At 68.7% G+C, this 24,045-nt stretch carries 22 protein-coding genes and 1 pseudogene; 13 read left to right on the top strand and 10 right to left on the bottom strand.

Translation table 11 applies throughout. The annotated features are described in order from the left end of the window. Positions 1-103 precede the first annotated feature (103 nt). Positions 104-2,485 carry a transglycosylase domain-containing protein gene (locus tag ACFYRY_RS16520; protein WP_389145185.1) on the top strand — a complete coding sequence of 794 codons (2,382 nt, stop codon included), beginning with the start codon at positions 104-106 and terminating at the stop codon, positions 2,483-2,485. A 177-nt stretch (positions 2,486-2,662) separates the two neighbouring features. Here the strand turns inward: ACFYRY_RS16520 and ACFYRY_RS16525 are convergent, their stop codons facing one another. The 3 genes from ACFYRY_RS16525 to ACFYRY_RS16535 all read right to left on the bottom strand — a co-directional run bounded on the left by ACFYRY_RS16525 (position 2,663) and on the right by ACFYRY_RS16535 (position 7,240). Further along, entirely contained in the window at positions 2,663-4,780 is a 2,118-nt protein-coding gene (locus ACFYRY_RS16525) for a SpoIIE family protein phosphatase (RefSeq protein WP_389145188.1), read from the bottom strand. 295 nt (positions 4,781-5,075) lie between these two features. Further along, positions 5,076-5,771 carry a DUF402 domain-containing protein gene (locus ACFYRY_RS16530; protein WP_389145191.1) on the bottom strand — a complete coding sequence of 232 codons (696 nt, stop codon included), beginning with the start codon at positions 5,769-5,771 and terminating at the stop codon, positions 5,076-5,078. Positions 5,772-5,854: 83 nt separating this feature from the next. Continuing rightward, entirely contained in the window at positions 5,855-7,240 is a 1,386-nt protein-coding gene (locus tag ACFYRY_RS16535; protein ID WP_389145193.1) for a class II fumarate hydratase, read from the bottom strand. A 148-nt stretch (positions 7,241-7,388) separates the two neighbouring features. Between ACFYRY_RS16535 and ACFYRY_RS16540 the strand changes: the two genes are divergently transcribed. Together ACFYRY_RS16540 and ACFYRY_RS16545 are read left to right on the top strand one after the other, a co-directional pair. Next, positions 7,389-7,904 (top strand): SigE family RNA polymerase sigma factor, encoded by a 516-nt coding sequence (locus ACFYRY_RS16540; protein WP_389145195.1) that lies wholly within the window; start codon positions 7,389-7,391, stop codon positions 7,902-7,904. A gap of 62 nt (positions 7,905-7,966) precedes the next feature. Then, entirely contained in the window at positions 7,967-8,398 is a 432-nt protein-coding gene (locus ACFYRY_RS16545) for a hypothetical protein (RefSeq protein ID WP_389145197.1), read from the top strand. A 73-nt stretch (positions 8,399-8,471) separates the two neighbouring features. Here the strand turns inward: ACFYRY_RS16545 and ACFYRY_RS16550 are convergent, their stop codons facing one another. Beyond that, entirely contained in the window at positions 8,472-10,136 is a 1,665-nt protein-coding gene (locus tag ACFYRY_RS16550; protein ID WP_389145200.1) for a fumarate hydratase, read from the bottom strand. Between the two features lie 166 nt (positions 10,137-10,302). On the opposite strand from ACFYRY_RS16550, the gene ACFYRY_RS16555 reads away from it, so the two are divergent. Next, positions 10,303-11,010 carry a DUF1707 domain-containing protein gene (locus ACFYRY_RS16555; RefSeq protein ID WP_389145203.1) on the top strand — a complete coding sequence of 236 codons (708 nt, stop codon included), beginning with the start codon at positions 10,303-10,305 and terminating at the stop codon, positions 11,008-11,010. Positions 11,011-11,195: 185 nt separating this feature from the next. After that, complete coding sequence (locus ACFYRY_RS16560) at positions 11,196-11,573, top strand: WhiB family transcriptional regulator (protein ID WP_389145206.1); 378 nt, start codon at positions 11,196-11,198, stop codon at positions 11,571-11,573. A gap of 152 nt (positions 11,574-11,725) precedes the next feature. On the opposite strand, the gene glpX is transcribed toward ACFYRY_RS16560, so the two are convergent. Then, positions 11,726-12,760, bottom strand: coding sequence for a class II fructose-bisphosphatase (glpX, locus tag ACFYRY_RS16565; RefSeq protein ID WP_389145209.1), 1,035 nt, complete (start codon positions 12,758-12,760; stop codon positions 11,726-11,728). 125 nt (positions 12,761-12,885) lie between these two features. Between glpX and ACFYRY_RS16570 the strand changes: the two genes are divergently transcribed. Continuing rightward, entirely contained in the window at positions 12,886-13,407 is a 522-nt protein-coding gene (locus ACFYRY_RS16570) for a DUF4245 domain-containing protein (RefSeq protein ID WP_389145212.1), read from the top strand. 65 nt (positions 13,408-13,472) lie between these two features. Here ACFYRY_RS16570 and ACFYRY_RS16575 read toward each other — a convergent pair whose 3' ends face one another. The 3 genes from ACFYRY_RS16575 to xseA all read right to left on the bottom strand — a co-directional run bounded on the left by ACFYRY_RS16575 (position 13,473) and on the right by xseA (position 15,690). Then, entirely contained in the window at positions 13,473-14,063 is a 591-nt protein-coding gene (locus ACFYRY_RS16575) for a malonic semialdehyde reductase (protein ID WP_389145215.1), read from the bottom strand. A 142-nt stretch (positions 14,064-14,205) separates the two neighbouring features. After that, positions 14,206-14,460 (bottom strand): exodeoxyribonuclease VII small subunit, encoded by a 255-nt coding sequence (locus ACFYRY_RS16580; protein ID WP_389145218.1) that lies wholly within the window; start codon positions 14,458-14,460, stop codon positions 14,206-14,208. A 9-nt stretch (positions 14,461-14,469) separates the two neighbouring features. Further along, the gene (xseA, locus tag ACFYRY_RS16585; RefSeq protein WP_389145221.1) at positions 14,470-15,690 is read right to left on the bottom strand and encodes an exodeoxyribonuclease VII large subunit; all 1,221 of its coding nucleotides are present in this window, start codon (positions 15,688-15,690) and stop codon (positions 14,470-14,472) included. A gap of 105 nt (positions 15,691-15,795) precedes the next feature. Between xseA and ACFYRY_RS16590 the strand changes: the two genes are divergently transcribed. After that, a complete protein-coding gene (locus ACFYRY_RS16590; protein ID WP_389145223.1) occupies positions 15,796-16,821 on the top strand; it encodes a 4-hydroxy-3-methylbut-2-enyl diphosphate reductase in 1,026 nt (341 codons plus the stop codon). Between the two features lie 29 nt (positions 16,822-16,850). Continuing rightward, positions 16,851-17,606 carry a polyphosphate--glucose phosphotransferase gene (ppgK, locus tag ACFYRY_RS16595; protein WP_389145225.1) on the top strand — a complete coding sequence of 252 codons (756 nt, stop codon included), beginning with the start codon at positions 16,851-16,853 and terminating at the stop codon, positions 17,604-17,606. Positions 17,607-17,649: 43 nt separating this feature from the next. On the opposite strand, the gene ACFYRY_RS16600 is transcribed toward ppgK, so the two are convergent. Further along, entirely contained in the window at positions 17,650-18,249 is a 600-nt protein-coding gene (locus ACFYRY_RS16600) for a DUF6542 domain-containing protein (protein ID WP_389145228.1), read from the bottom strand. Between the two features lie 191 nt (positions 18,250-18,440). On the opposite strand from ACFYRY_RS16600, the gene ychF reads away from it, so the two are divergent. From ychF to ACFYRY_RS16615, 3 genes and pseudogenes are all read left to right on the top strand, one after another. Further along, complete coding sequence (ychF, locus tag ACFYRY_RS16605) at positions 18,441-19,529, top strand: redox-regulated ATPase YchF (protein WP_389145231.1); 1,089 nt, start codon at positions 18,441-18,443, stop codon at positions 19,527-19,529. Positions 19,530-19,722: 193 nt separating this feature from the next. Further along, positions 19,723-19,944, top strand: a pseudogene (locus ACFYRY_RS16610) (IS481 family transposase); the annotation flags it as partial. A gap of 535 nt (positions 19,945-20,479) precedes the next feature. Further along, positions 20,480-20,869, top strand: coding sequence for a hypothetical protein (locus ACFYRY_RS16615; protein ID WP_389145234.1), 390 nt, complete (start codon positions 20,480-20,482; stop codon positions 20,867-20,869). On the opposite strand, the gene ACFYRY_RS16620 is transcribed toward ACFYRY_RS16615, so the two are convergent. Continuing rightward, a complete protein-coding gene (locus ACFYRY_RS16620; RefSeq protein ID WP_389145236.1) occupies positions 20,870-21,304 on the bottom strand; it encodes a hypothetical protein in 435 nt (144 codons plus the stop codon). It lies immediately after the preceding gene. A 596-nt stretch (positions 21,305-21,900) separates the two neighbouring features. Here ACFYRY_RS16620 and ACFYRY_RS16625 point away from each other — a divergent pair. Then, positions 21,901-22,788, top strand: coding sequence for a helix-turn-helix transcriptional regulator (locus ACFYRY_RS16625; RefSeq protein ID WP_389145239.1), 888 nt, complete (start codon positions 21,901-21,903; stop codon positions 22,786-22,788). 270 nt (positions 22,789-23,058) lie between these two features. Then, complete coding sequence (locus ACFYRY_RS16630) at positions 23,059-24,039, top strand: aldo/keto reductase (protein ID WP_389145242.1); 981 nt, start codon at positions 23,059-23,061, stop codon at positions 24,037-24,039. The last annotated feature ends 6 nt before the right edge of the window (positions 24,040-24,045 follow it).

Here is a 24,045-nt window from a genome sequence, read left to right on the forward strand (position 1 = left end):
CAGGATCGAAAGCCCTTTGTCACACCAAGCGGTGTTAGCTTGCTGAGCTGACCTGAGCCAGGACCTGTGTGACAACAGCGAAAGAAGCGGAGCGAGCGGACTCATGGGACGAGCCGAAGAGAGACGGGCGCGACAGCGTGGTGGCCACCGCGTTGCCTCCACCAGCTCGTCCTCGTCGCCGACTACGGGTGTCGAAGGCGGCGGCCGGGCCGCCGCCCGCAAGGCGGCCAAGGGCCGCGGCGGCGGCAGGTCGGCGAAAGCGGGCAAGCCGAAGAAGAGCGGCATACGCAGGCTCTTCACCTGGAAAAAGGTCCTCGGTACCTTCTTCGGCTTCTGCCTCCTCGGCATCGGCGCCTTCATCGTGCTGTACATCATCGTGCCCGTCCCCGACGGCAACGCGGCGGCACAGGCCGCGGAACAGCAGAGCAACGTCTACAAGTACAGCGACGGCTCGGTCCTGGCCCGTTTCGGCAAGGTCAACCGCGAGATCGTGAGCCTGTCCAAGGTGCCCAAGGACGTCCAGCACACCTTCGTCGCCGCTGAGAACAAGTCCTTCTACACCGACTCCGGCATCGACCTGAAGGGCACGGCCCGAGGTCTGTACAACACGCTCATGGGCCGGGGCGCGCAGGGCGGTTCGACGATCACCCAGCAGTACGTCAAGAACTACTACCTCAGCCAGGAGCAGACGGTCACCCGCAAGCTCAAGGAGATGGTCATCTCCCTGAAGGTGGACCGCCAGAAGTCCAAGGACGAAATCCTCGCCGGCTACATCAACACCAGCTACTACGGCCGCAACGCCTACGGCATCCAGGCCGCGGCCCAGGCCTACTACCGGGTCGACGCCGAGGACCTCTCGGTCGAGCAGGGCGCCTATCTCGCCGCCCTCCTCCAGGCGCCGAGCCAGTACGACTGGGAGGTCGCCAGCGAGACCGGCAAGAAGCTGGTCAAGAACCGCTGGAACTACGTCCTGGACAACATGGTCGAGGAGGGCTGGCTGAAGAAGGCCGATCGCGACGCCATGGTGTTCGAGCCGCCGGAGAAGCCGAAGGCCGCCGCCGGCCTGGAGGGCCAGAAGGGCTATCTGGTCGACCTCGCCAACACGCAGGTCGAGAATCAGCTGATGAAGCAGGAGGGCATCACACGCTCCCAGGCTGAGGCCCAGGTGGTCGGCAAGGGGTGGACCATCACCCTGAACATCGACAAGAAGAAGCAGGCCAAGCTGGAGAAGGCCGTCAAGGCGCAGCTCACCAGCAAGTTGGACCCGAAGAAGCGCAAGGTCGACAAGGACATCCAGGCCGGCGCGGTCTCCGTCGACCCGAAGACGGGCGAGATCGTCGCTCTGTACGGCGGTGTGGACTACTTCAAGCACTTCCGGAGCAACGCGACCCGCGCGGACTACCAGCCCGCGTCGACCTTCAAGCCGGTGATCCTCGCCGCCGCCCTGGAGGACGAGGCGGTGACGCAGTCCGACAAGCCGATCACCCCGAACACCATCTACGACGGCACCAGCAAGCGCCCGGTCGTGGGCAGTGACATCGCGTTCGCACCGCAGAACGAGGACGACCGCGACTACGGCGACGTCACCGTGCAGAAGGCGATGGACGAATCCATCAACTCCGTCTTCGCGCAGATGGGCGTGGACGTCGGCATGGACAACGTGCTCGAGATGGCCGAGAAGCTCGGCATGGACACCACCGACCTCCCGGCGGTGCCCGCGCAGACCCTCGGAAGCATGGGCGCGAGCCCGCTGCAGATGGCCGGGGTCTACGCCACGATCGACAACCACGGCAAGCAGGTCACGCCGACCCTCGTCAAGTCGGCCGAGCACCGCACCGGCAAGGTGGAGATGCCCGACCCGATCGGCGAGCAGGTCCTCACCCCGGAGACCGCCGACACGGTCACGTCGGTGCTGACCGGCGTGGTCGACGACGGTACGGCCCGCACGTCGGTGCGGGAGAACCCGGCGCGCGACGGTCGGCAGATCGCCGGCAAGACCGGTACCTCCGACGACAACAAGTCGGCCTGGTTCACCGGCTACACGCCCGACCTGGTCACCTCGGTGGGCCTGTTCGGTGAGGACGAGAAGACCAGCGCGCAGACCAAGATGTACGGCGCGGGCGGCGAGGACCGCGTCAACGGAGGTGGGTTCCCGGCGAAGATCTGGGCCACGTACACCTTCGGCGTCTCGTCCAAGGACTCCAAGTTCGACCTGGACACCGACCTGGGCGCGGCGGTCAAGCCGACCAAGTCGCCGACGGTCACCGCACCGCCGTCCCGGACTCCGTCGGACACTCCGACCACGAAGCCGCCGACGACGGCGCCCCCGAGCACGTCCACCTCGACGTCCCCGCCGCCCAGCGAGAAACCGACGACCACACCGCCGAGCACGGCGCCGGTGACCCCGCCGGCCACGACGACGACCCCACCGGTCGGGGGCGGCGGCACCCCCGACCTCCCGCCCGATCCGGGTGCGGACGACTAGCGACAAGAAGGGCGCCCGGCAGTCGCCGGGCGCCCCACGTACGAAACGGGCCACTCCGCCCCCTAGGCGAGGACCACCGCGGGAAGAGGATCGGCGCCGCCGATCTGCTCCGCCTCCACACTGGGCTCGAAGACGGAGGCGGTCCCTGTCGCGGGTGCCGTCACCCGCGCCTCGCTGTCAGGTCTGGTTCAGCTCGAACCAGACCACCTTCCCGGTGCTCAACCGGGTCGCCCCCCACCGCCGAGCCAGCCGGTTCACGAGATACAGTCCGCGCCCGCCCTCGTCGGTGGCCCGAGCCTGCCGCAGCCGCGGCAACTGGGGTACGTCGTCGCCCACTTCGCAGCGCAGGACGTCCGTACGCAGCAGTCGTAGGGTGATCGGCCGGGAGGCGTACCGCACCGCGTTCGTCACGACCTCGCTGACCAGCAGCTCCACCGAGTCGCTGATCTCCTCCATGCCCCAGCGGGACAGCGCGCGGCGGGCCAGCCGGCGGGCCCGGCCGGGAGCCATCTCCTCCGGCTCCAGGAACCAGTACGCCACATCGCTGGGTGCGATCCCGTCGAAGCGGGCGGCGAGCAGCGCGATGTCGTCGTCCCGGTCGCCCGGCCCGAGCATGTCGAGCACCTCGTCGCACAGGGCTTCGAGCGGCGGCGGATGGTCCGGCCCGGTCAGCTGCGCGGTCGCGGCGAGCTTCTCGCGCAGCTGCTCTATGCCGGTCCACACGTCCCGCAGGCGCGACTCGACCAGCCCGTCGGTGTACAGCAGCAGGGTCGCCCCGGCGGGCGCGTCCAGCTCCACGGCCTCGAAGTCGACGCCGCCGACACCGATCGGCGCACCCGGCGGCACCCGCAGCACCTCGGCCCGGCCGCCCAGGTGCAGCAGGACCGGCGGGGGATGGCCGGCGTTGGCGATGGTGATCCGGTGCGCGACCGGGTCGTAGACGGCGTAGAGGCAGGTCGCCATGCGGTCGGTGCCCAGACGCTGCGCCTGCTCGTCGAGATGGTGCAGGACCTCCTGCGGGGGCAGGTCGAGTCCGGCCAGTGTCTGGGCCGTCGTCCGCAGCTGGCCCATGATCGCCGCACTGGTCATGGAGTGGCCCATGACGTCACCGACGACCAGCGCGACCCGGCTGCCGGGCAACGGGATCGCGTCGTACCAGTCGCCGCCCACCCGCGCGGTCTCGGCGGCCGGCAGATAGCGGGACGCCAACCGCACACCGGTCGGGCGCGGCAGGGTCTCCGGCAGCATGGTGCGCTGCAACTCGTCGGCGATGTACGCCTCACGGCCGTACAGCACCGCCTTGTCGATGCCGAGCGCGCTGTGCGTGGCGAGCTGGGCGGCGACCAGCAGATCGTCCGGCTCGAAGGCGATCCGGTCCGGGCGGCGCAGGAACAGCGCAGCACCGATCACCCGGCGACGTCCGCGCAGCGGGGCCAGGATCGCGCGCCTGCCGGTCGGTACGGCGAACTCGCCGCCCTCACCCAGCAGCTCGGGCAGCGCGGCGCGCGCGGCGGGCGGGTCCGTGAAGACGGGACGCACCCCGCGCAGCACCTCGGCCAGCGCGCTGCCGGGCCGCACCTCGCACAGTTCGGTGCCAATCGTGCCCAGCTCGGACGGGTCCGGCACCGGCACCGGCAGTATCCCGTCCTCCAGGTCCCGCTCCTGCGGGATCCGGTCGGTGCGGCGCAGCCGCAGCACCAGCGGACCGACGGGCCGTTCGTCGCCGACCGGCAGCGGGTCGCGCAGATAGACGAGGATGGCGTCCGAGAACGTCGGCACGGTGGCCCGGCACAGCCCCATCACGATCTCGTCGAGGTCGAGGCCCCGCGCGATCCGCCGGGTCGCGGCGCCCACGAAGCGCAGCCGGTCCCCGTCCCGCCGCATCGGCGTGGGGCCACCCGGCGACAGACTCTGTCCGGTCCGGCGCTCCGTGCCGTCCACGGTGTCGGAGGCCTCGGCGCCCGGCTGGAGCGGGATGCTCTCCGGGACGGGCCGAGGGCGGTGGGTGTCGGGCTCGGCTGCGGCCGGCTGGGAGTGCTCGGGGCCGGTGCCCGCGGGGTTGTTGTCCATGCCGCTCGATGTCGTCGTACCGGACGCGGACGTCGTACCGGGGGCGGCCGGCGGTGTGTCACCGGCGCGCGCCTGTACCGGTAAGACGCCGGCGCCGGGCGTGCACGACGGCGTGTCCGCGCCGTGGGGGTGGGACGCCGCCGCGGAGGCACGCAGAAGCGCCCCACGGCCGTCCGCGGGGTCGACGCCCGCCTGGGGGCGTTCGAAGGTCGGCTGCTCCGTCACGCGTGTCGAATCCGTCCGTCCGGGGCTGCGCGCCGCGCGCGCAGATGGTCCCGCCGAAAACCCGATACCCGGAATGCATGTCCCTGGAACGGATTTCCCGCGTGGTCAGAGGCTGTTCCTGTGTCACCGGCGGCCCGACTTCGTCCTGTACCGGTGTTGTCCTCGTACCCCTCGCTCACGTCCTGCCGCCCCTCGGTGACGATCGGTCAAGCCCAGCGCGTGCTCCGGTGTTTGCCACTGCGCGCCCTTGCGGAGGACGATCCTACGTTTCTCGCCCGGGGGCGCATCAAGGGTCTCATGAGGACAGATGCGCGGGCGTACGATCCCAGTCCGAGGGCAATGACGGGACGGACCAGGATGGATCGGGCCTCCAGTGCTGCCAGCCGTCCGAGAAGGGCGGCCCCCAGGAGCGGATCACCTCCACCGCCGACCGCCCGGCCTCCCCGACCTTCCGTGCCAGCCGGGCGTCCATCAGCCCGTCCCGCTGGGCCTGGGCGAACTCGTCCTCGTCGCGCCAGTGCCAACTGCGGTCCGGGTGGACGGAGATGTCGAGGAAGTGGTCCTCGGAGTCGACCCCGCCGGACCAACGCGCCAGCGGCTCCTCCAGGTTCACGTACCAGTTCTTGAACTGCCAGCCCGGTTCCCAGAACAGCCACACCGACCACGGCTCGCCCGGCCGGGCCAGCTTCAGCACGCCGGTCCCGAACCACCGGTCGCGGATCACGCTCCGCGGCTTGGTGTAGCGGGTCTCCAGCGGCTCGACGTGCACGGCCGTACCGTCGGCGAGCACCGGCTTCACACACTCGGTCCCCGGTGCCAGCCACACCGCGAGCAGCTCGCTGTCGTCCCGTACGACGGTGACGGGACGCGCGATGTGGAAGCGCGTGCCGCCGTTCTCCCGGTAACGCCACAGGATCTGACTCCCGGGTGCCCAGAACACCGCCGACCCGCCCGCTGCCATGTCGGCTCTCGCCGCTCCACCGTCTGCCATGCACAGATATTAGGTGCCATAGGCATCCGATGCTGCGGTGCGCGTCACGGTTCACACCCTCGGCGTGAATGGTTCGCCGGCGGTTACGGGTGTGTCATCCGCAGGACATCCAGCGCCTCGTCGAGTTGCCGCTCGGTGAGGTCGCCGCGCTCCACGTACCCGCTCTCGACGACGACCTGACGGATCGTCTTCCGCTCGGCCATCGCCTTCTTGGCGACCTTGGCGGCCTCCTCGTACCCGATGTACTTGTTGAGCGGCGTCACCACCGACGGCGAGGACTCGGCGTACTCCCGGGCCCGCTCCCGGTGGGCCACGATCCCCTCCACGGTCCGGTCGGCGAGCAGCCGCGAGACGTTGGAGAGCAGCCGGATCGACTCCAGCACGTTCTTGGCGATGACCGGCAGCATCACGTTGAGCTCGAAGTTGCCGGCCGCTCCGGCGGTCGCGACGGTGGCGTCGTTGCCGATCACCTGGGCGGCGACCATGAGCACGGCCTCCGGGATCACCGGGTTGACCTTGCCCGGCATGATCGACGAGCCCGGCTGCAGGTCGGGCAGGGAGATCTCGGCGAGCCCGGTGCGGGGGCCGGAGGACATCCAGCGCAGATCGTTCGCGATCTTGGTCAGTCCGACGGCGATGGTCCGCAGCTGCCCGCTGGTCTCCACGATCCCGTCCCGCGCGCCCTGCGCCTCGAAGTGGTCGCGGGCCTCGGTGAGCGGCAGCCCGGTCGCGCGGGCGACCTCCTCGATGACGGCGGCGGAGAAGCCGATGGGCGTGTTGATGCCGGTGCCGACGGCGGTGCCGCCGAGGGGCAGTTCGGCGAGCCGAGGGAGGGAGGCGGTGAGGCGTTCCACGCCGTAGCGGATCTGCGCCGCGTATCCGCCGAACTCCTGGCCCAGCGTCACGGGGGTGGCGTCCATGAGGTGGGTGCGCCCCGACTTCACGACGTCGGCGAACTCCTCGGACTTGCGCTCCAGGGCCGCCGCCAGGTGCTCCAGGGCGGGGATCAGGTCCCGGGTGACGGCGGCGGTGGCCGCGATGTGGATGGACGAGGGGAAGACGTCGTTGGACGACTGCGAGGCGTTGACGTGGTCGTTGGGGTGGACGTCCCGGCCCAGGCGCTCGGTGGCGAGGGTGGCGAGGACCTCGTTGGTGTTCATGTTGGACGAGGTCCCGGACCCGGTCTGGAACACGTCGACGGGGAACTGCTCGTCCCACCGACCCTCGGCGACCTCGCCCGCCGCCTCCTGGATCGCCTCGGCGATGTCCTTGTCGAGCACACCGAGACGCGCGTTCACCTTGGCCGCGGCGCCCTTGATCCGGGCGAGTGCCTCGATGTGGGCGCGTTCGATGTGCTGCCCGGAGATCGGGAAGTTCTCCACGGCGCGCTGCGTCTGGGCCCGCCACTTGGCGTCGGCCGGTACGCGTACCTCGCCCATGGAGTCGTGCTCGATGCGGTAGTCGCTCATGTTCTGTACAGCGAACGGGACGCCGGGGATGTTCCGGACCTTCGGCCGTCCGGGCGGCGTTTCCCATGTGACCCAGCTCTCATGGCGGCCGTGCAGCAGACCTAGGCGTGTTCGCGTCGAGGAGGGGTGACAGGAAGGGAGGGAGCGTGTGGAGAGGGACTTCGACGGTTTCGTCGCCGCCCGGTCGGCCGCGCTGTTCCGGGGCGCCCTGGTTCTGACGGGCAGTCGTGACGCCGCTGAGGACCTGGTCCAGGAGACCCTGGAGCGGGCCTGCCGCAAGTGGCGCACGATCTCCGACAAGGACGCCCCGGACGCCTATGTGCGGCGGATCATGGTCAACCTGGCCAACGACCGCTGGCGCCGCTTCCGCCGTACGGTTCCGCAGGCGGACGGCCCCGACCGGGCCGCTCCCGGCGACGAGTACGGACAGGTCGACAGCAGGGACCAGTTGGTGCGCGCGCTGCAGCGACTGCCCATGCGGATGCGGACGGTCGTGGTGCTGCGGTACTTCCACGACCTCTCCGACGCCGAGATCGCGGCCGACCTGGACATCTCGGCGAGCACCGTGCGCTCCCAGCTCGCCCGGGGGATCGAGAAGCTCAGAAGCCAGTTCCCCGCGCTCTCCGCCCCTTCACCACGGCAGCACACGGAAGGAATCCGATGACCTCGTACGGCGAAGCGCGGCCTTCCGGCTGCACACCCTTCGAAGAGGAACTGATGAACGCCATGAACCGATTCGCGGACTCCGCCGACGCTCCCGAGTTCGACGCGCCCCAGATCGTGCGCCGCACCCGGCGCAGGCGGACCCTCGGCATCGCCGCCGTCGCCGCCGCCCTGATCGCGGCGGGCGGGGGGACCGCCCTGGCCACCTCGGTCGCGAGCGACAGCAGCCCGACGCCGGCGGCGACCAGCACGGCCACCAAGAGCGACGCCACCACCATGCTCTACAGCGAAAACCCGACCATCCCGATCGACTTCGCGGGCTGGAGCCTGGACGGGGCCAAGACGTACCTCGACAAGACGCAGACGAAGCTGGGCACCGTCACCAAGAAGGCCGTCAAGGGCTGCAAGCCGAACTCGGTGCTCGGGGTGTCCCCGCACGCCCCGAAGATCGTCCACAACGGCGACACGGTCAGCTTCATCGTCTGCGCCGGCTGATCGGGCCCTGACCTGAAACGACGCCCGCCCCTGCGTCAATCAGGGGCGGGCGTCCGTCACAGGATCACACGGATCACACCAGTCCCGGCCCCCGCACCGGAATCGACGTGAACGTCGGCGCGGGCGCCGGGTCCTGGAAGAAGTCGTTGCCCTTGTCGTCGACGACGATGAACGCCGGGAAGTCCTCGACCTCGATCTTCCAGACGGCCTCCATGCCGAGCTCCTCGTACTCGACGACCTCGACCTTCTTGATGCAGTCCTGCGCGAGCCGGGCCGCCGGGCCGCCGATCGAGCCCAGGTAGAAGCCGCCGTGCGTGTCGCACGCGTCGGTGACCTGCTTGCTGCGGTTGCCCTTGGCCAGCATCACCTTGGAGCCGCCCGCCGCCTGGAACTGCTCGACGTAGGAGTCCATACGGCCGGCCGTCGTCGGACCGAAGGAGCCGGACGCGTAGCCCTCGGGCGTCTTCGCCGGGCCCGCGTAGTACACCGGGTGGTCCTTCAGGTACTGCGGCATTCCCTCGCCCGCGTCCAGCCGCTCCTTGATCTTGGCGTGCGCGATGTCACGGGCCACGACCAGCGGGCCGGTCAGGGACAGGCGGGTCTTCACCGGGTACTTGGTCAGCTCGGCGAGGATGTCGTCCATCGGCTGGTTCAGGTCGATCTTGACGACGTCGCCCTCTTCGAGGTGCTCGTCCGTGGTCTCCGGCAGGAACCGCGCCGGGTCCCTCTCCAGCTGCTCCAGGAAGACGCCCTCGGCGGTGATCTTCGCGACGGCCTGGCGGTCCGCCGAGCAGGAGACGGCGATGGCGACGGGGCAGGAGGCGCCGTGCCGGGGCAGCCGCACGACCCGCACGTCGTGGCAGAAGTACTTGCCGCCGAACTGGGCCCCGATCCCGATCTTCTGGGTCAGCTCGAAGACCTTCTCCTCCAGCTCCTTGTCCCGGAAGCCGTGGCCGAGCGGCGAGCCCTCGGCGGGGACCTCGTCCAGGTAGTGCGCGGAGGCGTACTTGGCCGTCTTCAGCGCGTACTCGGCGGACGTGCCGCCGACGACGATCGCCAGGTGGTACGGCGGGCAGGCGGCCGTACCGAGCGAGCGGATCTTCTCCTCCAGGAACTTCATCATGGAGGCCTCGTTCAGGACGGCCTTCGTCTCCTGGTAGAGGAAGGACTTGTTGGCGCTGCCGCCGCCCTTCGCCATGAACAGGAACTTGTAGGCGCCGCCGTCCGTGGCGTACAGCTCGATCTGCGCGGGGAGGTTGGAGCCGGTGTTCTTCTCCTCCCACATGGTGAGAGGCGCCATCTGCGAGTAGCGCAGGTTCAGGTTCAGGTACGCGTCGTAGATGCCGCGGCTGAGGGCCTCCTCGTCGCCGCCCCGGGTCAGCACGTTCTGTCCGCGCTTGCCCATGACGATGGCGGTGCCGGTGTCCTGGCACATCGGCAGCACACCCGCGGCCGCGATGTTCGCGTTCTTCAGGAGGTCCAGCGCCACGAACTTGTCGTTGCCCGACGCCTCGGGGTCGTCGATGATCCGGCGCAGCTGGGCCAGGTGGGCCGGGCGCAGATAGTGCTGGATGTCGTGGATCGCCTCTTCGGCGAGCTTGCGCAGGGCCTCCGGCTCCACCTTGAGGAACGTCCGCCCGTCGGCCTCGAAGGTGGAGACACCCTCGGAGGTCACCAGCCGGTAGGGGGTGGTGTCCTCTCCCATGGGGAGCAGATCGGTGTACGCGAACTCAGGCATGTCGCCCATTCCTCACTCGACAGATGGCCGCTGGCCTCCATTGGCAGCGCCCACCAGCGTAGAACCTGCCTCCGACAGCGCTGTGGTGAGGTTGTCCTCAGTCGGCCGGTCCAAGGTTCGTCCACACCCCTGGTCGCGATCTATCGCGTTTGGGTACGCTGCTGCCGTGGACCTTCACAAGCACACCGAACCGCAGGTGCAGGAACCCGCCGCCGCGAGGGTCGCCGACCTGCGCGCCTCGGACGCCGAGCGCGACCGCGTCGCCGACATCCTGCGCGAGGCCCTGGCCGAAGGGCGCCTCACCCCCGACGAGCACGCGGAACGCGTCGAGGGGGTGCTGAACGCCAAGACGGTGGGCGAGTTGGAGGTCTTCATACGGGACCTGCCGGCCGCCCACAGCCGCCGGGCGGCCCCCGGCTACTCCCCGGCCCCCAACCACCCCACCGACCCGCTTCCGCACGACCCCGACGACAACGTGGTCGCGGTGTTCAGCAGCGCGGTCCGCAAGGGCCGTTGGCCCGCGGGCCGCCGGATCCACGCGTACGCGGTCTTCGGCACCGTCGAGATCGACCTGAGCGAGGCGATCTTCGAGTACCAGCAGGTCGTGATCAAGGCGATAGCGGTCTTCGGCAACGTCGAGGTCCGCGTCCCGGAGAACGTGTCGTTGCGCGGCACCGGCGGCGGAGTCCTCGGCAACTTCGAGGTGGACACCGTCGACTCGGGCGACCCGCAGGCCCCCGTGATCTATGTGGACGGCTGGGCTGTGCTGGGCAACGTCGAAGGGCGGCCCAAGCGCGGCAAACTCGTCGCGGACATCCTCGACCGGGTGCAGCGCAAGGTCGACAAGGGTTTGCGCAAACACCTGGATCGTTGACGGTCGTGAATGTGACGGCGTATCCGGTCGTCTTCCAGGCGGTGGGGATCATGGTCCGGCCGGCTTGAGGGCGCGTACCCGTCCTCGTGATCCGGTGGTTCGGAACTCAGTGCATAGGCGCGCGTACAGCGGGTAGGGCTTGCTGCATCGTCTCTCGCTCGCGAAGCCGTCGTCAGGAGTAGACCGTGCTGCAACCGCCGCATTCGTCCCTGCAGCTAGCTGCCGTACCGGCCCAGCGGGTGCCAGTGCGGGACAGGGACCAAGACGCACCCTGGCACACCGAGGCGGTGTGCCGGCGTGACGAGGCCGGCCTGTTCTTCGCGCCATCCAAGGAACCCACCGCCGCCCGGCTCTCCCGGGAGCAGGCAGCGAAGCGCGTCTGTGGCGGCTGCCCCGTCATGGTCGAGTGTCGCGAGCACGCGCTCCTGCAACCGGAGCCCTACGGCGTCTGGGGCGGCCTGACCGCCGCCGAGCGCCGCGTCGTCCTGGCCCGGCGCCGCCGCCGCGACCTGGAACTGAAGAAGGCGGCCAGGGCGGGTGACCGCATAGCCGCGGTCGGCTGACACGCGCACGGAGAACCGCCGACCCGCGCCACAGCCGGAGAGCTGACACCGGCACGGAGAAGCATCGGGCAAAGAAGAGAGGCGCCCCGCCGCACCAGGGACGCCTCACTTCTTTGGTCCTTCTGGGGAATTGCTTCGCCCGGTTCGGGGAGCTACTTCGCCCGGTCGAAGTCGATCGCGCTGTAGGCCCGCAGCTTGCTGAGCCGGTGCTCGGAGTTGATCCTGCGCACCGTCCCCGACTTCGACCGCATCACGATCGAGTCGGTCGTCGCGGTCTCCGACCGGTACCGCACGCCCCGCAGCAGCTCACCGTCCGTGATGCCGGTCGCCACGAAGAAGACGTTCTCCCCGGACACCAGGTCGTCGGTGGTCAGGACGCGGTCCAGGTCGTGCCCCGCCTCGATCGCCCGCTGCCGCTCCTCGTCGTCCTTCGGCCACAGCTTGCCCTGGATGGTGCCGCCCAGGCATTTCACCGCGCAGGCCGAGATGATGCCTTCCGGCGTGCCGCCGACGCCGAGCAGCAGGTCGACACCGGTGCCCTCGCGCAGCGCCAGGATCGAGCCGGCCACGTCGCCGTCGGAGATCAGCCTGATGCGCGCGCCGGTCTCGCGGACCTCCTCGATGAGACCCTCGTGGCGCGGCCGGTCGAGGATGACGACGGTGACGTCCTCGGGCGTGGACCGCTTGGCCTTGGCGACCCGGCGGATGTTCACGGACACGGGAGCGTTGATGTCGACGAAGTCGGCGGCCTCGGGCCCGGTCACCAGCTTGTCCATGTAGAAGACGGCGGACGGGTCGAACATCGACCCGCGGTCGGCGGCGGCCAGCACCGCGATCGCGTTGGTCATGCCCTTCGCGGTCAGCGTGGTGCCGTCGATCGGGTCCACGGCGATGTCGCACTCGGGCCCCGTCCCGTCGCCGACGCGCTCTCCGTTGAAGAGCATCGGGGCCTCGTCCTTCTCGCCCTCGCCGATGACGACGACGCCGTTCATCGAGACGGTGGAGACGAGGGTCCGCATGGCCCGTACCGCGGCGCCGTCGGCGCCGTTCTTGTCGCCGCGCCCGACCCAGCGGCCCGCGGCCATGGCCGCGGCCTCGGTGACCCGGACGAGCTCCAGGGCGAGGTTGCGGTCGGGAGCCTCGGACGGAACTTCGAGTTCGGACGGCAGATGATGATTCTCGGTCATCGGAGCGCACCTTTCTGATACGACGACGGCCGGATGAGGGTGTGGACCGACTCTATCGTCAGGCAGACAAAATGAGCAGGGGGCCCCACGGATGAGCGGACCAGGGCACCTGCGACGATAGGGACGTGGCAGGTTCGAACGGTAAGCAGAAGACGGTCCGGGACATGGTCCTCTCACTGGGCCTGATCGGGATCGCGGTGGCGGTCATCTACGTCTTCATCCCGCACGACGACTCCCCTCCGGACGTCAAGAAGGTCGACTACCGCGTCGAGCTGCTCACGGCTCGCCGCGCCGCGGCCTACCCGGTGGCGGCGCCCGAGGGCCTGTCCGGCAGCTGGAAGGCGACGTCGGTCCGCTTCCGCGGCGACCAGTTCGACGCCTGGCACCTGGGCTTCCAGGCCCCCGACGGGGGATACGTGCAGATCGAGCAGTCCGCTCAGAAGCCGTCCACCTTCATCGACGAGGCCAGTCAGGGCGGCGAGGCGACGAAGACCACCCAGGTGATCGACGGCCGTACGTGGACGCGCTACACCGGCGGCCGCTACGACGCCCTGGTACTCCCGGGGAAGGGCTCGACCACGGTGGTGGCCGGCACGGGCTCGTTCGCCCAGCTGACGCAGATGGCCGGGGCGCTCGAGATGGCGTGAGCCACCAGGACGCGCGAAAGGCCCCCGGCGTCGTCGCCGGGGGCCTTTCGCTGTGCACGCACCGCTCAGACGGTGGTGACGACGTCGTCGTAGGCCAGACGCGGGGAGCGCGGGAACCAGGCGTCCTCGCCGGGCTTGCCGATGTTGACGACCATCAGCGGGGTGTGGTCGCCGTCCAGGAACTCCTTCTGGACGCCCGCGAAGTCGAGACCGGTCATCGGGCCGGCGGCGAGACCGGCGGCACGGACACCGATGATGAAGTACGCGGCCTGCAGGGCGGCGTTCAGGCCTGCGGCACCCTCGCGGGCCGGGCGCTCGGAGAAGAAGACGTCCTTGGCGGCCGGGAAGTGCGGGAAGAGGGCCGGCAGCTCCTCGTGGAACTCGTTGTCCGCGGAGAGGATCGCCACCAGCGGGGCGGTGGCCGTCTTCGGCTGGTTGCCCTCGGCCATGTGCTTCACCAGGCGCTCGCGGGCCTCGGGGGAGCGGACCAGGGTGATGCGCAGCGGCGACTGGTTGAAGGCGGTCGGGCCGTACTTGACCAGGTCGTAGATCGCCTGCACCTGCTCATCGGTCACCGGCTCGTCGGTGAAGGTGTTCGCGGTGCGGGCCTCGCGAAACAGCAGGTCCTGGGCGGCGGGGTCAAGGACGAGAGACATGCGTGAACCTTCCCGAAGTGTGTCGGACCCGGAAACGGACCGGGGACCGCTTACGTCCTCGACGGTACGCCAGTGAAATTCAACCTTCAACTAAAACCCGGGCGTGGTGATCCGCTTCACACTCCCGGCAGCCCCCCAGGCCCTAGTCGGCGTCCTCGGAACCTGCTTCCCGGCCCTCTTCCCCGGCGAGGGCTGCGTCCAGCCGCGCCCGTGCCCCCTCGAGCCAACGGCGGCACACCTTGGCCAGCTCCTCACCGCGCTCCCACAGGGCGAGGGACTCCTCCAGCGTCGTACCGCCCGCCTCCAGCCGCCGTACGACGTCGATCAGCTCGTCCCGTGCCTGCTCGTACCCGAGCCCTTCGGCCACCGCCGCCGTCTCCTCCGCCTCGCTGGTCATCCGCCCACCCTACGCATCGGCCCGCGCATCGACTCGCACCACGAACTCACCCTCGGACACCCGCGCCCGCAGGACCTCGTCCCCGGTCACCTCGGCCGGGTCGCGGACGACATGGCCGTCCGTCTTCTGCAGCACCGCGTACCCCCGCTTCAGGGTCGCGGCGGGGGAGAGGGCCACCACGCGCGCGTGCGTGTGCGTGAGCTCAGAGTCGGCGCGGTCGAGCAGGTGGCCCAGGGTGCGCCGGCCCCGGTCGAGGAGCGAGGCGACCTGGTCGGCCCGCTCGTCGATCATCCGGTGCGGATCCTCTATCGACGGCCGCGCCAGCGCCTGCGCCAGCCCCCGTTCCTCCCGTTCCACGAACGCCTCGACGCACCGCCGCGCCCGGTCCCGCAGCATCCGCACCCGCTCGTACTCCTCCCCCACATCCGGTACGACCTTCTTGGCCGCGTCGGTCGGGGTGGAGGCGCGCAGATCGGCGACGAAATCCAGGAGCGGATTGTCCGGCTCGTGCCCGATGGCGGACACGACCGGCGTACGGCATCCCGCGACCGTCCGGATGAGCTGCTCGTCGGAGAACGGCAGCAGGTCCTCCACACTGCCGCCGCCACGGGCGACGACGATGACGTCGACCTCGTCGATCGCGTCCAGCTCCTTCACCGCCTGGACCACCTGCGGCACCGCGTGCACGCCCTGCACCGCGACGTTGCGCACCTCGAACCGGACCGCGGGCCAGCGGTGCCGGGCGTTCTCCAGGACGTCCCGCTCGGCGGCCGAGGCACGCCCGCAGACCAGCCCGACGAGTTGGGGCAGGAAGGGCAGCGCCTTCTTCCGCTCCGGCGCGAACAGCCCCTCGGCGGCGAGCGACTTCTTCAGCTGCTCGAGCCGCGCGAGCAACTCGCCCACCCCGACCGGCCTTATCTCGGCGGCCCGCAGCGACAGCTGCCCCCGCGGCGCGTACCACTCGGGCTTCGCCAGCACCACGACCCGGGCGCCCTCGCTCACCACGTCGGCCACGGCGTCGAACACCTGCCGATAACAGGTGACGCTCACGGAGATGTCGTACGAGGGGTCACGCAAGGTCAGAAACACCACTCCCGCGCCGGGCCGCCGCGACAACTGGGTGATCTGCCCCTCCACCCACACGGCACCGAGCCGGTCGATCCACCCCCCGATGAGCCGCGACACCTCGCCGACGGGCAGGGGCGCTTCCGGGGACGTGTTCGCAGCCATGCGCCGAGACTAACGGCCCGGTCCGACAACGCCCGATCACCAGGGACGGCGCTCGCACACAGAGGCGAACTCTGCCGTGCCGAACACGGCCTTACGATGGGACGCATGACTGCTTCGCCTGGCCGCCGTGTCCTGCTCGCCGCCCCCCGTGGCTACTGCGCGGGAGTGGACCGCGCCGTGATCGCCGTCGAGAAGGCCCTGGAGCAGTACGGCGCTCCGGTCTACGTCCGGCACGAGATCGTCCACAACAAGTACGTCGTGCAGACCCTGGAGAAGAAGGGCGCCATCTTCGTCGAACAGACCGAGGAGGTGCCCCCGGGGAACATCGTCATGTTCTCGGCGCACGGCGTCGCACCCACCGTCCACGACGAGGCCAGGCAGGGCCGCCTCGCCACCATCGACGCGACCTGCCCGCTGGTCACCAAGGTCCACAAGGAAGCCGTCCGCTTCGCGGACGAGGACTACGACATCCTCCTGATCGGGCACGAGGGCCACGAGGAGGTCATCGGCACCTCCGGCGAGGCGCCCGACCACATCACCCTGGTCGACGGCCCCGAGGACGTGGCGAAGGTCGAGGTCCGCGACCCCTCCAAGGTCGTCTGGCTCTCCCAGACCACGCTCTCCGTCGACGAGACCATGGAGACCGTCGACGCCCTCAAGACGAAGTTCCCGGGGCTCATCTCGCCGCCCAGCGACGACATCTGCTACGCCACCCAGAACCGTCAGCTCGCGGTCAAGCAGATGGGCGCCGAGGCCGAGCTGGTGATCGTCGTCGGCTCCCGCAACTCCTCGAACTCCAAGCGGCTCGTCGAGGTCGCCAAGCTCGCCGGCTCCCGCGAGGCCTACCTCGTGGACTTCGCCAACGAGATCGACGAGGCCTGGCTGGCGGGTGTGACCACGGTGGGCGTCACCTCCGGCGCCTCCGTGCCGGAAGTGCTCGTCGAGGAGGTCCTGGAGTTTCTCTCGCAGCGCGGCTACGGCGACGTCGAGCTGGTCAGGGCCGCCGAGGAGTCCATCACCTTCTCGCTGCCGAAGGAGCTGCGCCGCGATCTGCGCGAGGAGGCGGCGGCGCTGGTCGCGGAGCGTGGCGGCTTTGTGAAGGACCTCGCGGAGGACCCCTCGGCGGAGTGACTGTCAGTCGTTCAACGTAACGTAGAGGCATGCAGATCTTCGGCGTGGACATCGGCGGATCCGGGATCAAGGGTGCCCCGGTGGACCTGGACAGGGGCGATCTCGCCCAGGAGCGCTTCAAGGTGCTGACCCCGCACCCGGCGACACCGGACGGGGTGGCCGACGGCGTACGACAGGTCGTCGAGAACTACGGCTGGACCGGCCCCGTCGGCCTCACCTTCCCCGGCGTGGTCACCGGCGGATCCACGATCCGTACGGCGGCCAACGTCGACAAGGCGTGGATCGACACGGACGCGCGTGCCCTGTTCAGCGACCGCCTGGGCGGCCTGCCGGTGACCGTGGTCAACGACGCGGACGCGGCGGGCGTCGCGGAGATGGCCTTCGGCGCCGGCCGGGGCCGTGGCGGCACGGTCTTCCTCCTCACCTTCGGCACGGGCATCGGCAGCGCCCTGTTCGTCGACGGCGCCCTCGTCCCCAACACCGAGCTGGGGCACCTGGAACTGCACGGCCACGACGCGGAGAAGCGCGCGTCCAGCAAGGCCAGGGAGGACGAGGAGCTGACCTGGGAGCACTGGGCGCACCGGGTCCAGAAGTACCTCGCCCATGTCGAGATGCTCTTCTCGCCCGAGCTGTTCATCATCGGCGGCGGCGTCAGCCGCAAGTCCCAGAAGTTCCTGCCCCACATCGAGGGCATCAAGGCGGAGATCGTCCCGGCGCAGCTGCAGAACAACGCCGGGATCGTGGGCGCGGCGATGCACGCGGCCACGCACGCGGCGAAGGAGTAGCCGGAACGGCACGCGGCGAAGGAGGGGCCGGGGCGCCGACGCATCACACCGGCGGACGGTCCCGCGCCGGCCGACGGCTCAGCAGACGGATCTTCCGCACGGCGGCGATCACGCCCGCGACCAGCGCGCCCGTGTAGAGCCATCCCGCCTGCGTGGCGAGTGCCGTGAACAGTCCCATCAGGTGGCCGCCGAGCCCGGTACCGCTGTCGATCACGGGCAGCAGCCCCACGGTGAAGGCGATCGGCACGATGACGGGGGCGGTCAGCAGATCGCCCTGGCGGATCCAGAACGCGGTCAGCGCGGACGCCAGGACGAACAGCACGCTGTACGCCGTCAGCGACGAGCCGAACAGCAGCGCGTCGACCCAGCCGAGCAGGAACATCAGCGTCCCGCAGAACAGCCCGCCGCCGAGTCCGGTGAGCCGGGGGTTGGGCATCCGCCGCAGGGCCCGGACCAGCGGAGGACCGGACGGCCGTACCGCCGGGGGACGCCGGGGCACCGCACCGCCCCGGCCCGCCGGAGCGGCGGTTCTGCCGGGTCGCACCGGGCGGCCGTCCGCATCCCGTCCCGCCTGCGGGGGGAGGGGCGGGGTGGTGCCGCGTCGCGGTCCGTGCTGGCGGGGTCGGGTCCTGTGTTGCTCCACTGGACCAACTTAGGTCGGTTAATGTGCAGAATCGCTCCTCAGACACGCCGTCGGCCGGACCTTGGCCATGCGTTCGATACGTCGCCGGGGCGGGGTGCGGTACGCCGTAGACTGGTGGATCGGCCCCCAGGGGCCTGTCCCCTCGGCCCTCTCACGCCAGCCGTCTCACTCTCACTCCGGGAAGTCGCACCGTGTCGCTCACGATCGGAATCGTCGGTCTGCCGAATGTCGGCAAGTCGACCCTGTTCAACGCCCTGACCAAGAACGACGTGCTGGCGGCCAACTACCCGTTCGCCACGATCGAGCCGAACGTCGGAGTCGTGGGCGTCCCCGACCCCCGGCTCGCCAAGCTGGCCGAGATCTTCAAGTCGGAGCGGATCCTGCCGGCCACCGTCGACTTCGTCGACATCGCGGGCATCGTGCGCGGCGCCTCTGAGGGCGAGGGCCTGGGCAACAAGTTCCTGGCCAACATCCGTGAGTCCGACGCGATCTGTCAGGTCATCCGGGCCTTCGAGGACGAGAACGTCGTGCACGTCGACGGCAAGGTCTCGCCGAAGGACGACATCGAGACGATCAACACCGAGCTGATCCTGGCCGACCTGCAGACCATCGAGAAGGTCCTTCCCCGGCTCCAGAAGGAGTCGCGGATCAAGAAGGACATCGGGCCGAAGGTGAAGGCCGTCGAGGAGGCCAAGGAGATCCTGGAGAAGGGCGACACGCTGTTCTCCCAGGGCATCCTCCAGGGCAGTGAGCGCGCGGAACTCCTGCACGACCTGCACCTGCTGACCACCAAGCCCTTCCTCTACGTCTTCAACGTCGACGAGGACGAACTGACCGACGACTCCTTCAAGGACGCGCAGCGCGCCCTGGTCGCCCCGGCCGAGGCGATCTTCCTCAACGCCAAGCTGGAGGCGGACCTCGCCGAGCTCGACGAGGAGGACGCCATGGAGCTCCTGGAATCGGTCGGAGCCGAGGAGCCCGGCCTCGCCACCCTCGCGCACGTCGGCTTCAACACCCTCGGCCTGCAGACCTACCTGACGGCCGGCCCCAAGGAATCGCGCGCCTGGACCATCAAGAAGGGCGCCACCGCCCCCGAGGCCGCCGGTGTCATCCACACCGACTTCCAGAAGGGCTTCATCAAGGCCGAGGTCATCTCCTTCGAGGACCTGGTCGAGACCGGCTCGGTCGCCGAGGCCCGCGCCAAGGGCAAGGCCCGCATGGAGGGCAAGGACTATGTGATGCGGGACGGGGATGTGGTGGAGTTCCGGTTCAACGTGTAGCCGCTGACCTGACACCACTTCGCCGATCTGGCAAACATACAGGTCGATAGCGGTCGCCACGCGATACGACAAACTCGCTGTCCGCTACGAAGCAACCGTGCTGGTTGCAGCCATCAACGAGTGGCTGTGACCAGCACTTTCATAACACGCCCTAGTTGTATGGATCACGAGCGTTGTTAACGCTGGCTGGGCTTGGCTCGTCGACCGATCCGGCAGGCCGCGCACGACCCCGCACCGTACGGCGGCGGCGATCGAGGCCCGGGTGCGCCGACTGCGGCAGAGCCGCAAACTCGGCCCCGCCCGTCTGGGGCCGATCCTGGGCCTGCCCGCCTCGACCGTGCACCGCGTCCTGGCCCGCCACAGCCTGAACCGCCTGGCCTTCCTGGACCGGCCCACCGGTCAGGTCATCGAACGCGTGCTGACCGACAACGCCTTGCCCTACGGGCAAACTCCGCTACGTCGTCGAGCAAACCTTCGCCCTGCTCCACCAGTTCGAACGCCTCGCCATCCGATGGGAACGGCGCCTCGAACTTCACGACACCTTCCTCTCGTTGGCCTCCAGTCTGATCTGAAGGAAAGATCGTGACGCGCATCACATTCCATACGGAGCGTGAGCGGAATCACTCACTCCGTCACCCGCCTTGCCCCCTTGATCCCATTCTTAGATAACCGCGAATACATCAGAGAGTCGCTGGCAGTAAGCGAGGCTTGACCGGCGAAGTGCCATAAACACTGGTCGAGCATGAACTCCCGGTATACAGTTCTGATCACCGCCGGGAATTGTCCATCGCATTGCATGTCTGTGTGACCGGCAGGATTCGCGCGCCGTGAATAGGGGGTTCCTGCGCATAGCGAGATCCAACGGTTTGGTGTTCCGTGAGACCCAATGACTTAATGACCCAACGGGGAGAAAAATGTTTCGCAAGCTGCGCATGCGCCATCTTGTAACTATGGCAATTGCCATGCCCACCGCAATGATACTCGCCTCCGGTAGTGCGCAAGCCGACGGAAACACGACCGTTGTCTACACGGCCGATGGGGGCAGCATTATGGGAGGAAAGGCGATCCTATTTGGCCTGGCGAGCCCGGAAAGACTTCAGGCCTGCGATACAGAGACGGATGGCCACAGCGTCATTGCCATCGTAACGTGGAACGATAACGGTCCTCGGGGTGCGGAAATCGTAGACTCCGATGGATCGTCGGATTTCTGCGACAACAAGCCCGGGAACATAAAGGAGGTTAATATACCGGAGGGGAAGGCGGTCCAAGTTACGGCGTGCCTTTATGAGTCGGCATCCAAGAAACAGTGGGCCTGCGACCACAAGACAGGCAAGGCGTGATCAGAAGCCTATCCGCTGGCGCTCACTCAGATCCGTCCAACTGAAGCACTGCTTCGCCACTGAAACGAAAAAGGAACGGCTATGGTTAAATCGTTCACCCGGATTGCAGTTGCCGGCGCGTCCCTCGCTTTGGTCTGCGCTGGATCTACGCCAGCCTGGGCTGCGGATGATGTGGAAGTTCAGTGGGAAAATAAGGTGATATCCCTTTCCGGTGGGCGAGGCGACATGGCCTTCCATGACGATGGTGACGTTTTCGAGGTCTGTGACACCAAAGCGGATGGCGCGGGTGTCACTGGCTATGTGTACGAGAGGAACCCCGTAACGCTGAATGTCAGGATGGTCCGGTCCGTCAGTGATGGTGGAGACGCCGGCTGCGGCAAGATCAGCGACTACGACGTCGGCAGATGGCAGATTTACATGCTCCTTGAGAGCCATGCTGCTGGTGTACCCTCCGTAAAATCAGAGTGGTTCACCGAGTAAGCCACAGAGCCAAGGCTATCTTCACGGGGAACGTCGATCCTGTTGTGGCGCTGCTGCGGCGAACCTTGCGCGGCCAGTCGCCGTTCCGGGCGGACAAGGGCCACCTACGAGGGCGCCCTACTGGGCCACCCTTTTCGTGCCGCCTCGCTACCGGTGAGGGGGCTCAGCCGTTTCAAGTAGTGGACCGTGTCGCCTGCGAGCGAGCCGGTCAGAACGGCTCCCCAGGTCAGAAGGGTCCGACTCTTCGGGGTCGGGCCCTTATTTCTTTCCCGTGCTGGGTTTCGGACCGTGTGCGCTTCTGCGTGAGGGCTGGGCGGCACGGCGCCCGGGCGGGCGAGTGAGCACAGGACGCTCTCGGAGACGCGGCGCAGGTTCCCGCGTTGCATCCGGGCGTAGTACACGGTGCTCACGCCGGCGAGCTGAGGGACCTCCTCGTGGCGCAGCCCGGGGACGCGGCGCTCACCGCCGAAGACGTTGGCGTCGGGTGTTACTGCTGTGAGGGGTAATGACAGGGTCTCTCAGTCCATGTGCGGCGAACCTACCCTCGCCTCATGGACAACCGCGCCGAAATCCGTGCGTTTCTGAAGTCTCGCCGTGACAAGATCACGCCTGAGCAGGCCGGTCTGCCCGTGTACGGCCAACGCCGGGTGGCCGGGCTGCGCAGGAACGAGGTCGCGACGCTCGCGGGCGTCAGCGTCGAGTACTACACGCGTCTGGAGCGCGGCAATCTCAGCGGTGTCTCCAACAGTGTCCTGGAGGCGCTGGCCCAGGCTCTGCGGCTCGACGACACGGAGCGCACGCACTTGTACGACCTGGCCCGAGCGGCGAACACGACGCCCGCCCGGGTGCGGCGCCGGACTGCCCGGCCGGCTGTGCGGCCCAGCGTGCAGCGCATCGTTGACGGGATGCCAGGCATGCCGGCGTTCGTGAAGAACCACCGGTTCGACATGCTGGTCGCCAACCCGCTCGGTCGGGCACTGTTCTCGGAGATGTACGCCGATCCGGTCTGCGGGGCGAACACCTTGCGGTTCGCGTTCCTCAGCCCCGCGGCCCGGCGGTTCTACGTCGACTGGGAACGCATCGCCAAGGGCGCGGTGGGCGCGCTGCGGATCGAGGCGGGCAAGAACCCGTACGACCGCGAGTTGTCGAACCTGATCGGTGAGCTGTCGACCCGCAGCGACGCCTTCCGTGTGATGTGGGGCGCCCACGATGTACACGTCTTCCATGACGGGACGAAGCGCCTTAGGCATCCGGTCGTCGGCGAGCTGGAGCTCAACTTCGAATCGATGAACCTGCCGGACGGCTCGGGGCTGGTCGTGGCGTTGTACAACGCGGCCCCCGGCTCCGCGGCCGAGGACGCGCTGAACCTGTTGGCGAGCTGGTCCGCCACGGCTGAGGCCGCGGATGCGCAGGCCGCCGAGGCGGACTCCGAGAACTGAACCGACGTCCACAGCCCAGCCTTCTCCGGCTGCCGCCGACAGTAAGGGCGGGGCTTTGGCCTGCGCATATGCCGCTGGGGGTCCCTGCTGTTACCCCTCACAGCGGAGGCTCCCTCATCGTGTCCGTTCCCGGTTGCATGGTCAGTGCCCCGCTTTGGGGCCGACCGGTATCGAACCTCGTATCGGTCCGTCCCCGCTCAGGCAAGGAACCACCACGACTGGCAAGAGCACGATGCGTCGTCGCTCGTGGCCACTCGAAAGGAGAACGAGATGAAGAAGCGTCAACTGGGAAACAGCGGGCTCGAAGTGTCGTCGATCGGGCTCGGCTGCATGGGAATGACCTACGGCTACGGCCCGGCCGCGGACACGGGTGAGGCCATCAAGCTGATCCGGGCGGCCGCCGAGCGCGGCGTGACGCTCTTCGACACCGCGGAGGGGTACGGAGAGGCGAACGAAAGGCTGGTGGGGGAGGCCCTGGCGCCGGTGCGCGACCAGGTGTCCATCGCCACGAAGTTCGGGTTCAAGGACGGCAACCCCGCGGCGGGGCTGGACAGCCGGCCGGAGCGGATCCGGCTGGTCGCCGAGCAGTCCCTGCAGCGTCTGGGGACCGACCGCATCGATCTGTTCTACCAGCACCGGGTGGACCCCGACGTGCCGATCGAAGAGGTCGCCGGCACGGTCCGGGATCTCATCCAGGAAGGCAAGGTCAAGCACTTCGGCCTGTCCGAAGCGGGTCAGGACGTCATCCGCAGGGCCCACGCGGTCCAGCCGGTGACGGCCCTGCAGAGCGAGTACTCGCTGTGGTGGCGCGAGCCCGAGGAGATCATCCTGCCGACCCTGGAAGAACTGGGCATCGGCTTCGTGCCGTTCAGCCCGCTCGGCAAGGGCTTCCTGACCGGCGCGATCAGTCAGGACACGAAGTTCGAGGCCAACGACATCCGTAACGTGCTGCCGCGCTTCGAGGAAGAGGCGCGTGAGGCCAACCTCGCACTGATCGCGCTGCTGGGCGAGATCGCGGACGCCAAGCAGGCGACCCGGGCTCAGACCGCCATCGCGTGGCTGCTGGCGCAGAAGCCGTGGATCGCACCGATCCCGGGCACGACGAAGCTGCACCGCCTCGAAGAGAACATCGGCGCCGACACCGTGGAACTGACCTCCGAGGACCTCAAGCGCATCGAAGAGGCCGTTGCCCAGGTGCAGATCAAGGGCGAGCGGTACACCGCAGCGCAGCAGAAGACCATCAACCGGTAAGTCGGT

The organism is Streptomyces sp. NPDC005263 (assembly GCF_042872365.1).
Lineage (GTDB): Bacteria > Actinomycetota > Actinomycetes > Streptomycetales > Streptomycetaceae > Streptomyces.